This is a genomic window from Sulfitobacter sabulilitoris, assembly GCF_005887615.1.
In the GTDB taxonomy this organism is placed as follows: domain Bacteria; phylum Pseudomonadota; class Alphaproteobacteria; order Rhodobacterales; family Rhodobacteraceae; genus Sulfitobacter_E; species Sulfitobacter_E sabulilitoris.
Map to the genome: position 1 here is coordinate 1365982 of NZ_VANS01000001.1, position 13863 is coordinate 1379844.

The following is a 13863-nucleotide window of genomic DNA, read 5'->3' on the forward strand; positions in this document are numbered from 1 at the left end:
TTTTGACCGATACCGCGACCGTCCGGCGGGCTGTCGGGCAAGATCCTGTCGCGAAAGTCCGGTCCATGCTACCATCGGTTGATCACGGAGACTGCGATGCCTATCATCACGCGCTGGCAGGATATCGAGAGCTTGGGCGGCTCTGCCTGGCTCACCGGAGCCGAAGCCGCCCTGCTGGCCGACTGTCAGGCCGGTCGGGAATGTGTCCTGCCGTATTTGCAGCCTATGTTCATGGGACCGCCCGCGCCGGACCAGGCGATCCGGGCCGAGGTTTTGCGTTACGCCATTGCAGGCGGATGCGACCGGTGCAGGGTTCAGGCGCGGGGGGTCGCCGTGAGGGGCGCGCGCGTGCTGGGAGACCTGGACCTCGGCTTTCTGACCGGACATGGCGCGACCGTCTTGCGGAAATGCGTCTTCGACGGCCCCTTTGTCGCGACCCGCGCGCAATTCAAGACGCTTGTCGTCGATGCCAGCCGCTTCCGAAGCCTCGACCTCGAAGGCGCGACGATCAGGGGCGACGGGATGTTCCGCAAGATCGAATGCACCGGGATCGCGACGCTGTCCGGGGCCGTGATCGACGGAGAGTTCGACTGCTTTGCCGCCAGGTTCATGCGGGACGCGGGCCATGCCTTGAACGCCAGCCGCATCACCGTCGGCGACAGCGTGACGCTCGCGAACCTGGAGGCACGTGCCTGCGTTTCGTTTCTCGGTGCTGAGATCGGTGGAAATCTCGATTGCCGCGGTGCGCAATTCAAAGCGCGCGGACAGGATCAAAAGGCCTTCGACGCATACAGGGTCCACGTGGCGCATGCCTTATTGTGGGGAGACATCGATCCGCCGTCCGCCCAGGTCGATCTGCGGTCCGCCCATGTCGGAGACCTGTCCGACGACCTGAAAAGCTGGCCGTCCGGCGGCGGCCTGTTTCTCGACGGCTTCACATACCAGCGCATCAGCGCCGCACCCACCGATGCCAGATCCCGGATCGACTGGCTTGGGCGGGGATGCACCTTCGAGGGGGTCTTCTGTCCGCAGCCCTTCACCTATCTGGCCACCGTTCTGCGCGAGATGGGTCACGACGCCGATGCGCGCGCCGTTCTGTCAAAACGCGAATTCCTGCTGAAACAGGCCTATCGGCGAAAGATCATGACCGCCGATGGCCGCTCGGGCCGCAACTACGGCGTCTGGATTGGCGCGGACATCCTGGCTTTCGTGCACTGGGTCTTTGCCGATCTTCTGCTGCGCTGGGTCGTCGGATACGGACACCATCCGTTCCGCAGCCTCATCGTTTTGGTTTTGCTGATCATGGCGGCCACGATCCCTGCGCATTATGCCTACGAAGAAGGCTCCTTTGCCCCCAATTCCGGCCCGATCCTCGCTTCGGCGGACTGGCAGGACCATGCCGGCCGGTCCGGCAACCCGGCCGCGCAGTGGTCATCGCCCGGTGCACCGGGACAGGATTGGGAGAGCTTCAACCGCTATGCCTATGCCGCCGATCTGGTGATCCCGATCGTCGATCTGGGACAGACCGCCGCCTGGGCGCCCTCGACCTCGCGGGGGCCCTGGGGGTGGCATCTTTGGTGGCTGCGCTGGGTCTTTGTCGGCATGGGCTGGGTCGTGACCGCGCTCGGGGCGGCGGCGATCACCGGAATCATCCGGCGCGACTGACCGTCACGCTCACCGCGCGTCTTGACTTGCGCTTCGCCGCCGATCCCGCCACGATCCGGCAAAATCGGAACAGGCGCGCGACCACGGGGCAAGACATTCATGACACACACCAAGATAGCGATCATCGGCGGATCGGGCATTTATGACATCGACGGGCTTCAGGGCGCGGAATGGACCACGGTGGACAGCCCCTGGGGCGCGCCCTCGGACGCGATCCTGTCCGGCACGCTGGGCGGGGTCGAGATGGCCTTTCTGCCGCGTCACGGGCGCGGCCACGTGCACAGCCCCTCCACCGTGCCCTACCGCGCCAACATCGACGCGCTCAAGCGGCTGGGCGTGACCGACGTGATTTCCGTCTCGGCCTGCGGATCGTTCCGCGAGGCGATGGCGCCAGGCGATTTCGTCATCGTGGACCAGTTCATCGACCGCACCATCGCACGCGAGAAATCGTTTTTCGGCAGTGGCTGCGTGGCACATGTGTCGGTGGCGCACCCGACCTGCCCGCGCCTTGGCGACGCCTGCGAGGCTGCGGCGCGGGACGCGGGGATCACCGTGCACCGCGGCGGCACCTACCTCGCGATGGAGGGTCCGCAGTTCAGCACGCTGGCGGAATCCAGGATGTACCGGGAAAGCTGGGGCGCGGATGTGATCGGCATGACAAACATGCCCGAGGCCAAGCTCGCCCGCGAGGCGGAGCTCTGCTATGCCTCCGTCGCGATGATCACCGATTACGACAGCTGGCACCCCGATCACGGCGAGGTGGACGTGAGCGAGATCATCAAGACCCTGATGGGCAACGCCGACAAGGGCCGCGATCTGGTCAAACGCCTGCCCGCGCTGCTGGGCGCGGATCGCGCGCCCTGCCCGCATGGCTGCGACCGGGCGCTGGAATACGCGATCCTGACCCGGCCAGAGGCCCGCGATCCGGAATTGATGGCAAAGCTGGACGCCGTGGCGGGGCGGCTGCTGTGATCCGCGCGGGCCACCGGGTTGCCGCCCCTCACGCCCGCGCGGTGCACCATGCCGATTGACCTTTGGCTGACTTTCGTGGCGGCCACTGCGGCGCTGCTGCTGATCCCCGGCCCCACCGTGCTGCTGGTACTCGGCTATGCGCTCTCCAAAGGGCGGTCGGTGGCGCTCGCCTCGGCCGCCGGGGTCGCCCTGGGCGATCTGATCGCGATGACGGCGTCGCTGGCGGGACTGGGCGCGCTGGTGCTGGCATCGGCCACGCTCTTTACCGCGCTGAAGTGGATCGGGGCGGCCTATCTCGTCTGGCTCGGGGTCAGACTCATGCGCTCCGCGCCCGCCGCGGACGGGCCGGCCGTTGCCGTGGCGGAGATCTCGCCGCGCGGGGTCTTTGCCCACGCCACCGCCGTGACGGCGCTCAATCCCAAATCCATCGCGTTCTTCATCGCCTTTGTGCCGCAATTCGTGCGCCCCGACGCGGCGCTGTTGCCGCAGTTCGCCATCCTGATCGCCACCTTCGTGGGCCTTGCGGCGCTCAACGCGCTGGCCTATGCCCTTTTGGCCGACCGCCTGCGCCGGATCATCGCCCGGCCCGGCATCATCACATGGATCACCCGCGCCGGCGGGGCCGCCCTTGTGGCAATGGGGCTTGCTACTGCCACACTGCGCCGCACAACCGCTTGAGGACAGGCATGAAAACCGTTCAGGACTATATCCGCACCATCGTCGATTTCCCCCACGAAGGGATCATGTTTCGCGATGTGACCACGCTCTTTGCCGATCCGCGCGGGTTCCGCATGGCCATCGACCAGATGCTGCATCCCTATGCGGGCCTGCGCATTGACAAGGTGGTGGGGCTCGAGGCGCGCGGCTTCATCCTTGGCGGGGCGATCGCGCATCAGCTCAGCGTCGGCTTCGTGCCGATCCGCAAGAAGGGCAAGCTGCCCGGGCGCACGATCAGCCAAGACTACAAACTGGAATACGGCGAGGCGATCGTCGAGGTGCACGACGACGCGATCAAGCCCGGCGAAAAGATCCTGGTGGTCGATGACCTGCTGGCCACCGGTGGCACCGCCGAGGCCGGTATCAAGCTGATCGAACGGCTGGGCGGTGAAATCGTGTCGTGTTCGTTCATCATCGACCTGCCCGATCTGGGCGGGCGCAAGCGGCTGGAAGCGCTCGGGATGGATGTGCAGGCCCTCTGCGCCTTCGAGGGCGAATGACCCGCTGGCCCCGCTGCCCCCCGCCGCGCGGTGTCAGGGCGCGCGCAGGATCGCGCCGGGGTTCATGATGCCCTTCGGATCGAGCGCCGCCTTGATCGCGCGCATCGCCGACAGCTTGGCCGGGTCGCCGTAGCGTTCCAGATCATCCACCTTGAGTCGCCCGATGCCGTGCTCCGCGCTGACCGATCCGTCCATCCGGTGGACCAGATCGTGCACCACGCGCTTGATCCGCTCGCGGTCGCCCTCGTGATCCGCGCGTGACGCTCCCGGCGCGGGAAAGACGTTATAGTGCAGGTTGCCGTCGCCGACATGCCCGAAGCAGTTGATCCGGAACGCTCCCACCTGCGCGATCTGCTGGCGCGCCTGTTCGATGAACTCCGGCAAGGCGCCCAGCGGCAGCGAGATATCGTGGCTTGAGATCGACCCGATCTTGCGGTTCGCCTCCGGGATCTGTTCGCGGATGGCCCAGAAATCGCGGCTCTGGCCTTCGTTCTGCGCGATCAGCCCGTCGCTGACCAGGCCCGCATCCGCCGCGGCCACGAACAGCGCCTCGAGCGCGTCCTGCGGGACCATGCCGCGCGCAAGGCCCAGCTGCACCAGCACGGACCATTCCGGCGGGCTGTCGAACGGCTGCCGGACATCGGGCAATTTCTCGGCCAGAAACGCATAGCCCTGGGCATGCATCAACTCGAAGGCGCTGACCATGTCGCCCAGCTGATCGCGCGCCAGCGACAACAGCGACAGCGCGGCCCGGGGCGATTGCACGACGAACAGCCCCGTCCCCATGGCGGCGGGCCGCGGGCTGAGCTTGAGGGACGCGGCGGTGATGATGCCCAGCGTGCCTTCGGCACCGATCAGCAGGTGGCGCAGATCGTAGCCGGTGTTGTCCTTGCGCAGACGCTTGAGCCCGTGCCAGATCTGCCCGTCGGGCAGCACCGCCTCGAGCCCCAGACACAGATCGCGTGCGTTGCCATAGCGCAGGACACCGGTGCCGCCCGCGTTGGTGGCAAGGTTGCCGCCGATCCGCGCGGAGCCTTCGGCCGCCAGCGACAGGGGGAACAGGCGGCCTGCTTCCTCGGCCGCCGCCTGGATATCGGCAAGGATCACGCCCGCCTCGGCAATCAGAACATTCTCGTCCGGATAGACGGCGCGCACGGCGGTCATCCGCTCCAGCGACACGATCAGCGGCACCGCGCCGGCCGGCGCCACCTGCCCGCCCACCAGACCGGTGCCGCCCCCGTAGGGCAGAAGTCCGACCGCATGTCGCGATGCATGGCGCACAATCGCCGCGACCTCCCCGGCGCTGCGCGGCAGGGCGACCATGGTCTGTTGCCCGGTCCACTGGCCGCGCGGTTCGTGCAAGTAGCGGGGATCGGCCGGGCGCAACGCGCCTTCGGGCAGATCGGCGCCGAGGGCCGCCATGAAGTCGGGGGAAACGGAATTGAGGCTCATGCGACCTTGATCCGCCAAAACCCGGACCAAACGCAAGCGGCTATTGCGGCGCGCTGAGCCAGGCCGGCTCCAGCACCATGATCGTGGGGCGCGAGGGCAGACGATCGAGCGAGATCTCGAGCGCGGGGCCCCCCACCTCGACCACGGCGAAATCATCCGCCATGCCGGTGAGAAAATCCTGCAACGCATAACGCGAGAACCAGTGCATGGGGATCACCACCGACGATTTCAGCCGCTTGAGCACCCGCGTCATGGTCGGCAGGTCAAGTGTGTATCCGCCATCCACCGGCGCCATGACCACGTCGAGCCGCCCCAGCGCCGCGTATTGGCTGGCGTCAGGTTCGTGGTGCAGATGCCCCAGGTGGCCGATGCAAAGCCCTGCCAGTTCGAACACGAAGATGGAATTTCCCTTCTCCTCGATGCCGGAGAATTGCGACCGGATATCGGTGGAGACATTGCGCACCAGCACCTCGCCCAGATCGAGGCGGTGATCGATCCCTTCGCCGAAGGGGCCCCAGCCCGGCAGCGCATGCGGGATCGCGGGATCGGGCGAGGCCGTCCAGTGGGTATCATGCGCGTGGTTCATCGTGACGACATCGGGGATAAGTGGCAGGCTGCCGGTAAACCCGGTGAAATCGGTGACCATGTTCAGCCCGCCGTGGCTCCGGATCAGGAAACTGGCATGCGCGATGTAGTGAAGGAGAACGGTATCGCGCGCCACCTCCGGCAGGCTGGCGGGTACGAGGTATTCAAGCCCCGGCGCGCTGTTGGCGAGCGCGATGCAATGGCTGGGCTGGCGCTGCTGTGCCGTGACGGGCGCGGCCAGCATGGCAAGGACAAGGCAGAGACGAATGAGCATGGATGCAACCTCCCGTCATGAGAGCGTAGCGCGGGGATCGCGGTAAATCAGCCATTTTTGCCGGTCTTGCCGGTTCACATTTTCGCGGGTGACGCAAAAATGACCGGACGCCGCGGCGCTGCCCCGGACCCCGAGGTATTTTCAGCCAAAGAAAGCAGTCAGGGACGCCCGCGGTCTGCCGGGATCAGCCAGACGCCGTCTTGCCCCGCCGGTCGTTGCGCAGGCTGGCATAGAGCACATGGGTGCGCCAGCGGCCGTCGATCTGCAGATAGCTTTGCGCGACGCCTTCGTATTTGAAGCCCGAGGTTTCCAGCAGGCCGCGCGATGCCTTGTTTTCCGGCAGGCAGGCCGCTTCGAGGCGGCTGAGGTCGAGCCGGGTGAAGGCGTGATGCGACACCGCCTGAATGGCCTCCCGCATGAAGCCGTGGCGCGCGAAGGCCTGTCCCGTCCAATACCCCAATGTGCCCGCCTGCGCGGGGCCGCGGCGAATGTTGTCGAGCGTGATCGCGCCCAAGAGGGCCGCATCGCTGCGTCGGATCAGGAACAGTGGCAGCGCGGTGCCGGACGCCACCGAGCGCTGTGCCCAATAGACCCTGTTGGTGAAGGCCTTGCGGCTGAGGTGGTCGTCGGCCCAACTCGGCTCCCAGGGGGTCAGGAACTCCTGCGAATGGGCGCGCAGGCTGGTCCAGGCGCGGAAATCCGAATGGATCGGCGGGCGCAGGGTCATGCGCTCTGTCTCGATCCGGATCTTACGCCGTGTGAGCAGCATCAGGCGGCCCGGCGGGCCTGAAGCGTCTCGAGGGTGGGAGCCCCGTCGACCGGACCGTAGAGCGCCAGCGCCGCCGGCGCCGTCGCGGCCATGTGTTCGGCGAATTCGCGCACGTCGCCGGTGGTCACCGCGTCGATCAGCGCTACGGTTTCCTCCAGCGGCGGAACCCGGTCCCAGATCTGCACCAGCCGTGCCAGGCGTTCGGCGCGGTTGGACGGGCTTTCCAGCCCCATCAGCAGCCCGGCCTTCATCTGGGCGCGGGCGCGAGCGACTTCGGCGGGGCTCATGTCGGTGGCCGCGCGCTTCATCTCGTCGATGGTGATTTCGGCCAGTTCGCCCAATTGCGCGGCCGATGTCCCGGCGTAGATCGTGGTCATGCCGGTATCGTCATAGGCCCCCGCCTGCGCAAAGATCGAATAGCACAGCCCGCGGTTTTCGCGCACCTCCTGGAACAGTCGGCTCGACATGCCGCCCCCCAGCGCGCTTGCGTAGATCTGCGCGGTATAGATCGCATCGTCGCGGTAGCCCGGACTTTCGAAGGCCAGCGCGAAATGGGCCTGCTCCAGCGGTTTGACCTGACGCATCTCGCCGCCCGAAAAGCGGGCCGCATCGACGCTGAAGGCCGGGCGCGCCTGAAGCCCCCCGAACAGATCCTCGGCCAGTGCGACGATGGCATCGTGATCCACCGCCCCCGCCGCCGACAGAATCATCCTGTCCGGCCCGTAATGCTGGCCGATGAACCCCGCCAGATCGGCGCGGGTAAAGCCCGACACCCGTTCGGTGGGGCCGAGGATCGTGCGCCCCATCGGTTGATCGGGATAGGCCTGATCCTGCAACCAGTCAAAGATCACGTCGTCGGGCGTATCGAGGGCCTGGCCGATTTCCTGCAGGATGACGCCGCGCTCCACCTCGATCTCGTTTTGCTCCAGCGTCGGGTTGAGCAGAATGTCGGCGATCACGTCCATCGCCAGCGGCACATCGTTTTGCAGCACCCGTGCGTAATAGGCCGTCACCTCGCGCGAGGTATAGGCGTTGATGTAGCCGCCCACGTCCTCGATCGATTCGGCGATCTGCAGCGCAGACCGGCGCGCGGTGCCCTTGAACGCCATGTGTTCCAGAAAATGCGCGATCCCGTTCTGGGCGGGGGTTTCATGCCGCGCGCCCGCGCCGACCCACACGCCCACGGAGGCCGAAGCCAGCCCCGGCATGTGTTCGGTCACGATACGAAAGCCGTTGGAAAGGCGGTGCTGTTGCAGTGTCACGTGAGCCTGTGCCCTTTGATATGATCCATGAGCGCCCCCAGATCGTTGGGCACCCGCGTTACGCGTTCGGGCCTGTCATACAGGTCCGCCATCCGGGGGGGAAGAGGCGGGTGAACGCCGGTCGCCGCCGCGACGGCATCGGGGAATTTCGCGGGATGCGCGGTCGCCAGCGTGATCATCGGCGTCCCCGCCACGCGCCGGTCGCCGGCAACCTTTACGCCCACGGCGGAATGCGGGCACAGCAGTTCGCCCGTGGTATCGAGCAGCGTCTTGATCGTGGCCGATGTCTCGTCTTCGGACACGGCGCCGGAGCTGTAGTGCGATTGCAGCACCTGCATCGCGCCCTGGCTGACCTCGAAGCCGCCCGCCTTCAATTCCTCCATCAGTTGCGCCACGGCCTTGCCATCGCGGTCGTAGGCGTCAAAGAGCGCACGTTCGAAGTTGGAACTGACCTGGATGTCCATCGAGGGCGATATCGAGGGCTGCGTCGCCCCCTTGTGATACCCCTGCCCCGACAGGCAACGGTGCAGGATGTCGTTCTGGTTGGTCGCCACCACCAGCCGGTCGATGGGCAAGCCCATCCGCTTGGCGATGTAGCCCGCGAAAATATCGCCGAAATTGCCGGTGGGCACGGTAAAGCTGACCTTGCGGTGCGGCGCGCCCAGGGCCACGGCAGAGGTAAAGAAATACACCACCTGCGCCAGCACCCGGCCCCAGTTGATCGAATTGACGCCGGCCAGACCGACCCCGTCGCGGAAGTCGAAATCGTTGAACATGTCCTTGAGCCGCGCCTGGCAGTCGTCGAAATCGCCATCCATTGCCAGCGCGTGAACGTTGGATTCGGTCGGCGTGGTCATCTGTCGGCGCTGCACTTCGGAAATGCGGCCATGCGGGTACAGGATGAACACATCGACGTTGTCGAGCCCGCGAAACGCCTCGATCGCCGCCGACCCGGTATCGCCCGAGGTCGCCCCGACGATCGTCACCCTGTCGCCCCGCCGCCCCAGCGCGGTCTGAAACATCTGGCCGATCAGCTGCATGGCGAAATCCTTGAACGCCAGCGTCGGCCCGTGGAACAGTTCCAGCAGGAAATGCCCCTGATCCAGTTGCACGAGCGGTGCGCGGGCGGCATGGCCAAACCCCGCGTAAGCCCGGTCGATGATCTCGCGGAATTCGGTATCGCCAAAACTGTCGCCGACAAAGGGACGCATCACGCGATAGGCGACCTCTTCGTAGGGCTGCCCCTCGAAGGCGGCGATCTCTGCGGGGGACAGTTGCGGAATGATTTCGGGCACGTAAAGCCCGCCGTCGCGCGCAAGGCCCGTCAGCATCGCCTCTTCGAAGGTCAGAAGCGGTGCCGCACCGCGGGTCGAGATATAGTGCATGTCAGTCAGCCTTGGGTCGGGCGCGCCGTGGGGCGCCGGAGGAAAAAGACGGTCATGGCCATCCAGATGGCGGCCAGCGAAAACCATGTGATCGCGTATTGCAGGTGATCGTTCGGAATGGCGGCGGTGTCCACCGGCAAGGGGGTGATCGCGCCCGGGGTTTCGGGGGCCTCGCGCTGCACCACCAGGATCGGGCGGGTGCCCAGCGCGTCGGCCATCGCGGGCACGTCGCGGGCGAACCAGATATTTTCCGCCAGATCGGGCGCGGGCGTGAAACTGTCGGTTTCCTGCGGCCACTGCAGGTTGCCGACCACTGTCAGTTCGGCGTCGGGCGTCATGGCGTCGATGGTCGCGTCCGCGGGAAGAAAGCCCTGATCCAGCAGCACCGATCCACCGTCGGTCCGCAAGGCGCGGATGATACGGTATCCCGCGCCGATCTGTTTTTGCGACACCAGCACCCTGAGGTAAGCGTCGCCGGGCGTGCCGGTCGCGGTCACAGGCAGATAAGCGTCGCGGACAGGGTCAGGGTCGGCCGGCAGCGGCACCGGGTCGGCGGCGATGCGCGCGTCGATATCCGCGATCACGCCTTCCTTCCAGGCCAGCCGCTGGATCTGCCAGACGCCCAGCGAGATGAGGATCGCAGCCCCGCCCAGACCGAAGATCAGGAAAAACGCAGTGCGGCGCATTGCAGCCTCGTAAAACGGATCAAAGACAAGGGCGTGCAGAGTTGCCCCTGCACGCCCGGTTGCTTGTAGATGTCAGGCCGCGGGATGCAAGCCCGGATGGGGATCAGGCCGGTGCGCCCCACATGTAGACGGCGAAGAACAGGAACAGCCACACCACGTCCACGAAATGCCAGTACCATGCGGCCGCCTCGAAGCCGACGTGACGTTCCGGGGTGAAATGCCCCTTCATCGCGCGGATCAGGCACACGGCCAGGAACAGCGTGCCGATGATCACGTGAAAGCCGTGAAAGCCGGTGGCCATGAAGAAGTTCGAGTAAAACTTGTCACCGCCGAACTGCCAGCCCTCGTGGAGCAGATGCGCGTATTCGTAGGCCTGAAGTGCCGTGAACGCGACGCCCAGCACGATGGAAAGCGCCAGGCCGTTGATCAGGTCGCGGCGGTTGTTCTCGTGCACAAGCGCGTGGTGCGCCCAGGTCACGGCACAGCCCGACAGCAACAGGATCAGCGTGTTGATCAGCGGCAGGTGCAACGCATCGACCGGAACGATTTCCGGCGGCACGTATTGCGATCCGGCATATTCGTTCATCGGGTACAGCGCGTGCTTGAAGAACGACCAGAACCAAGCGGCAAAGAACATCACTTCGGACATGATGAACAGGATGAAGCCATAGCGCAGGCCGATCCGCACAACCGGTGTATGATCGCCGATCTGGCTTTCGTTCACCACTTCGGACCACCACGCGAACATGACGTAGAGCACAAGCGCCAGACCGCCCCAGAACACGAAGGGCGTCACGCCGTGCAGCCACAGCACGGCCCCGAACAGCATCACGAAGCCGCCGACCGCGCCAAGCAGCGGCCAGATCGAGGGGTTCAGAATATGGTAGTCATGATTTTTTGCATGGGCCATGCGGTGGTTCCCTCACTTCTGGGGTTAGTTCAGTGTTGTTGTTGCGGCGGCGTCCTGCGCGGCGGCGGCATGGCCTTCGGGCAGATCGATTTCGTAGAATGTATAGCTAAGCGTGATGCTATGTACATATTTCGCGTCGCGGTCGTTGACGATTTCCGGATCGACATAGAACGTCACCGGCATCTGCACCCGCTCGCCTGGGGCCAGCACCTGCTCTTCAAAGCAGAAACACTGGATCTTGTTGAAAAATCCACCCGCCTGATAGGGATAGACGTTATAGCTTGCCGATCCCGCGACGGGCCGGTCGGTGGGGTTGTACGCCTCGTAGAAGGCCAGACCGGTCTCGCCGATCTTGATCTCCATCTCGCGCTCCACGGGCTTGAATTCCCACGGCATTCCGGCATTGAGCGATCCGTCGAAGCGCACCTTTATGGTTTGATCCAGCACCTCGTCGGGGGCGACCTGCGAAATGCCCGTCACGCCACCAAAGCCGGTGACGCGGCAGAACCAGTCGTAGAACGGCACGGAGGCCCAGGCCAGTCCGCCCATCAGAACCACGACACCCACGGTCTGCGCGACTGTTTTCTGCGGTCCGCTCAGCGCCATCAGTTCTTCACCTCGTTTGCCGCGGCGGGAATCTGGAAATCGCCGCCGGTGATCTTGGTAAAGGTCAGTGCCAGCACCAGCACCACAAAGCCTGCGAGCATCAGGCCAACGCCGACGTTGCGGCCTTTGCGGCGGGTGTGAATTTCATGCTCAGTCCGAAAAGCCATTTACCAGCCTCCCAATCCATAGGGGCGCAACACGGCTTCCAGAAGGATGGCGCCGAAATGCGCGAAAAGATACCAAAGCGACAGGCGGAAGACTTTCTTTTCCACCCGGTAGTCATCGGCCTCTGCCTGTGTCTCGTCCCGGCGCCAGATGTCGAACGCCCCCTTGAGAAACAGTGCGTTGAGCACGACCGCGACGGTCAGGTACACCGGCCCGCCGATCGCGGTGAACCCGGTGCCGACGGCCAGCACGGCCAGCGGCACGGTATATCCGATGATATGGGCACGGGTCTTGCGGCGGCCATGCGTCACGGTCAGCATCGGCACGCCCGCGTCCTCGTAGTCGGATTTCATGAACAGCGCCAGCGCCCAGAAATGCGGCGGCGTCCACATGAAGATCAGCGCGAACATCAGCCACGCCTCGATCGAGACACTGCCCGTCGCGATGGCCCAGCCGATCACCGGCGGAAAGGCCCCGGCGGCGCCGCCGATCACGATGTTCTGCGGCGTCGCCCGCTTGAGCCACATCGAATAGATGACCGCGTAGAAAAAGATGGTGAAGGCCAGCAGCGCCGCCGACAGCAGGTTGGCCGCCAGCCCCAGCATCATCACCGACATGCCCGACAGCGCGAGCCCGAGGCTCAGCGCCTCGCCCGGCTGCACCCGCCCCGACGGGATCGGGCGCTTGGCGGTGCGGCGCATCACACCGTCGATATCCGCGTCCCACCACATGTTCAGCGCACCAGAGGCCCCCGCCCCGACGGCGACGAACAGGATGGACGAGAACGCGATCACGGGATGCACCGAAACGGGCGCCGCCAGCAGACCGACAAGGGCGGTAAACACGACGAGCGACATCACGCGCGGTTTGAGCAGCGCGAAATAATCGCCCAGTTGGGCATCATACTCACCAGTGGGTGTATTCAGGCTGACATCAGTCATTTCAGGTCCTCGACAGGATCGAAGGGAAGCTGCGGCAGGGCGGGGACATCCCCGCCCGGCGCACTCAGTTGCTCATCGCGGCTGCCAGTTCGACAAAGCCGCCGTCTTCGCTGGCTGCGGCGATCCAGGCGTCGTATACCTCCTGGCTGACCACCTTGACGGTGATCGGCATGTAGGCGTGGTTCAGACCGCAAAGCTCGGAACACTGACCGAAGTAGATGCCTTCGCGCTCGGCCTTGAACCACAGCTCTGCCAGACGTCCGGGCACCGCATCCTGCTTCACGCCAAAGGCGGGGATGGTCCACGAGTGGATCACGTCACCACCAGTGACCTGCATGACCACGGTTTTGTCCACGGGTACGACGACATAGGTGTCGGTCGCCAGCAGGAATTCGTCCTCGGAGTATCCGGCGGCCTCAAGCTGCGCGATGACCTCGGGCGATTTCATGTTGCTGCCGCCGGTCGCCGGTGCGCCGATCATATAGCTGGAGAATTCGACACCGTCATCGACATACTCGTAATCCCAGTACCACTGGTAGCCGGTGACCTTGATCGTCAGATCCGCTTCGGGGATTTCCTGCTGCTTGAACAGAATCGGCAGCGAAAACGCACCGATGAAGACCAGAATGACGATCGGCCCCACGGTCCAGGCGATCTCGACCGGGGTGTTGTGCGTGAAATTGGCTGCCTTCGGGTTCCGCTTGGCCGCGTAGCGGTAGCAGACCCACAGGATCAGCCCGGTGACGAACAGGGTGATCAGCGTCATGATCACCAGCATCATGTCATCGAGCCACTGAAGGTCGCGCGCCAGTTCGGTCACGGCCGTCTGGAAGCCCATTTCGCCGTCCGTCGGACGACCGATGATTTCAAGATTGTCCTGAGCAAACGCCGAAGTGGCGGCAAACATTGCCCCGAGGCCCGAAAGAGAGAAAAGAGTTTTCATGTGTCGTCCTGATCTTGTGATCACTGTTGCG

General features: G+C 65.0%; 15 protein-coding genes. 4 read left to right on the plus strand and 11 right to left on the minus strand.

Annotation, left to right across the window (positions count from 1 at the left end; all coding sequences use genetic code 11):
* Window positions 1–96: 96 nt before the first annotated feature.
* The 4 genes from FDT80_RS06485 (at window position 97) to FDT80_RS06500 (ending at window position 3854) form a co-directional block, all read left to right on the plus strand.
* Window positions 97–1665, plus strand: coding sequence for a hypothetical protein (locus FDT80_RS06485; RefSeq protein ID WP_138661373.1), 1569 nt, complete (start codon window positions 97–99; stop codon window positions 1663–1665).
* Between the two features lie 99 nt (window positions 1666–1764).
* Window positions 1765–2637, plus strand: a complete 873-nt coding sequence (locus tag FDT80_RS06490; protein WP_138661374.1) for an S-methyl-5'-thioadenosine phosphorylase — start codon at window positions 1765–1767, stop codon at window positions 2635–2637.
* 48 nt (window positions 2638–2685) lie between these two features.
* Window positions 2686–3315: a LysE family translocator gene (locus FDT80_RS06495; RefSeq protein ID WP_138661375.1), complete on the plus strand. Its 630-nt coding sequence runs from the start codon at window positions 2686–2688 to the stop codon at window positions 3313–3315.
* Window positions 3316–3323: 8 nt separating this feature from the next.
* Entirely contained in the window at window positions 3324–3854 is a 531-nt protein-coding gene (locus FDT80_RS06500; RefSeq protein ID WP_138661376.1) for an adenine phosphoribosyltransferase, read from the plus strand.
* Between the two features lie 33 nt (window positions 3855–3887).
* Here the strand turns inward: FDT80_RS06500 and FDT80_RS06505 are convergent, their stop codons facing one another.
* From FDT80_RS06505 to coxB, 11 genes are all read right to left on the minus strand, one after another.
* Window positions 3888–5306, minus strand: a complete 1419-nt coding sequence (locus FDT80_RS06505) for an FAD-binding oxidoreductase (RefSeq protein ID WP_138661377.1) — start codon at window positions 5304–5306, stop codon at window positions 3888–3890.
* A 40-nt stretch (window positions 5307–5346) separates the two neighbouring features.
* Window positions 5347–6165, minus strand: coding sequence for an MBL fold metallo-hydrolase (locus tag FDT80_RS06510; RefSeq protein WP_138661378.1), 819 nt, complete (start codon window positions 6163–6165; stop codon window positions 5347–5349).
* 184 nt (window positions 6166–6349) lie between these two features.
* Entirely contained in the window at window positions 6350–6934 is a 585-nt protein-coding gene (locus FDT80_RS06515; protein WP_138661379.1) for a GNAT family N-acetyltransferase, read from the minus strand.
* Window positions 6934–8196 (minus strand): M16 family metallopeptidase, encoded by a 1263-nt coding sequence (locus tag FDT80_RS06520; protein WP_138661380.1) that lies wholly within the window; start codon window positions 8194–8196, stop codon window positions 6934–6936. The genes FDT80_RS06515 and FDT80_RS06520 overlap by 1 nt, the downstream gene beginning before the upstream one ends.
* The gene (thrC, locus tag FDT80_RS06525; RefSeq protein ID WP_138661381.1) at window positions 8193–9581 is read right to left on the minus strand and encodes a threonine synthase; all 1389 of its coding nucleotides are present in this window, start codon (window positions 9579–9581) and stop codon (window positions 8193–8195) included. The genes FDT80_RS06520 and thrC overlap by 4 nt, the downstream gene beginning before the upstream one ends.
* A 5-nt stretch (window positions 9582–9586) precedes the next feature.
* Window positions 9587–10267, minus strand: coding sequence for an SURF1 family protein (locus FDT80_RS06530; RefSeq protein WP_138661382.1), 681 nt, complete (start codon window positions 10265–10267; stop codon window positions 9587–9589).
* A gap of 103 nt (window positions 10268–10370) precedes the next feature.
* Complete coding sequence (locus FDT80_RS06535; RefSeq protein WP_138661383.1) at window positions 10371–11177, minus strand: cytochrome c oxidase subunit 3; 807 nt, start codon at window positions 11175–11177, stop codon at window positions 10371–10373.
* A 24-nt stretch (window positions 11178–11201) separates the two neighbouring features.
* Window positions 11202–11783 (minus strand): cytochrome c oxidase assembly protein, encoded by a 582-nt coding sequence (locus FDT80_RS06540; RefSeq protein ID WP_138661384.1) that lies wholly within the window; start codon window positions 11781–11783, stop codon window positions 11202–11204.
* Window positions 11783–11950 (minus strand): cytochrome C oxidase assembly protein, encoded by a 168-nt coding sequence (locus FDT80_RS06545; protein ID WP_138661385.1) that lies wholly within the window; start codon window positions 11948–11950, stop codon window positions 11783–11785. The genes FDT80_RS06540 and FDT80_RS06545 overlap by 1 nt, the downstream gene beginning before the upstream one ends.
* Window positions 11951–12889, minus strand: a complete 939-nt coding sequence (cyoE, locus tag FDT80_RS06550) for a heme o synthase (RefSeq protein WP_138661386.1) — start codon at window positions 12887–12889, stop codon at window positions 11951–11953.
* Window positions 12890–12953: 64 nt separating this feature from the next.
* Window positions 12954–13832: a cytochrome c oxidase subunit II gene (gene coxB / locus FDT80_RS06555; protein WP_138661387.1), complete on the minus strand. Its 879-nt coding sequence runs from the start codon at window positions 13830–13832 to the stop codon at window positions 12954–12956.
* Window positions 13833–13863 lie beyond the last annotated feature (31 nt).

Bases quoted from the DNA above. Each gene is read 5' to 3' on its own strand.
- FDT80_RS06485 (WP_138661373.1), top strand. From the start codon at position 97: ATGCCTATCATCACGCGCTGGCAGGATATCGAGAGCTTGGGCGGCTCT.
- FDT80_RS06490 (WP_138661374.1), top strand. From the start codon at position 1,765: ATGACACACACCAAGATAGCGATCATCGGCGGATCGGGCATTTATGAC.
- FDT80_RS06495 (WP_138661375.1), top strand. From the start codon at position 2,686: ATGCCGATTGACCTTTGGCTGACTTTCGTGGCGGCCACTGCGGCGCTG.
- FDT80_RS06500 (WP_138661376.1), top strand. From the start codon at position 3,324: ATGAAAACCGTTCAGGACTATATCCGCACCATCGTCGATTTCCCCCAC.
- FDT80_RS06505 (WP_138661377.1), bottom strand. From the start codon at position 5,306: ATGAGCCTCAATTCCGTTTCCCCCGACTTCATGGCGGCCCTCGGCGCC.
- FDT80_RS06510 (WP_138661378.1), bottom strand. From the start codon at position 6,165: ATGCTCATTCGTCTCTGCCTTGTCCTTGCCATGCTGGCCGCGCCCGTC.
- FDT80_RS06515 (WP_138661379.1), bottom strand. From the start codon at position 6,934: ATGCTGCTCACACGGCGTAAGATCCGGATCGAGACAGAGCGCATGACC.
- thrC (WP_138661381.1), bottom strand. From the start codon at position 9,581: ATGCACTATATCTCGACCCGCGGTGCGGCACCGCTTCTGACCTTCGAA.
- FDT80_RS06530 (WP_138661382.1), bottom strand. From the start codon at position 10,267: ATGCGCCGCACTGCGTTTTTCCTGATCTTCGGTCTGGGCGGGGCTGCG.
- FDT80_RS06535 (WP_138661383.1), bottom strand. From the start codon at position 11,177: ATGGCCCATGCAAAAAATCATGACTACCATATTCTGAACCCCTCGATC.
- FDT80_RS06540 (WP_138661384.1), bottom strand. From the start codon at position 11,783: ATGGCGCTGAGCGGACCGCAGAAAACAGTCGCGCAGACCGTGGGTGTC.
- FDT80_RS06545 (WP_138661385.1), bottom strand. From the start codon at position 11,950: ATGGCTTTTCGGACTGAGCATGAAATTCACACCCGCCGCAAAGGCCGC.
- cyoE (WP_138661386.1), bottom strand. From the start codon at position 12,889: ATGACTGATGTCAGCCTGAATACACCCACTGGTGAGTATGATGCCCAA.
- coxB (WP_138661387.1), bottom strand. From the start codon at position 13,832: ATGAAAACTCTTTTCTCTCTTTCGGGCCTCGGGGCAATGTTTGCCGCC.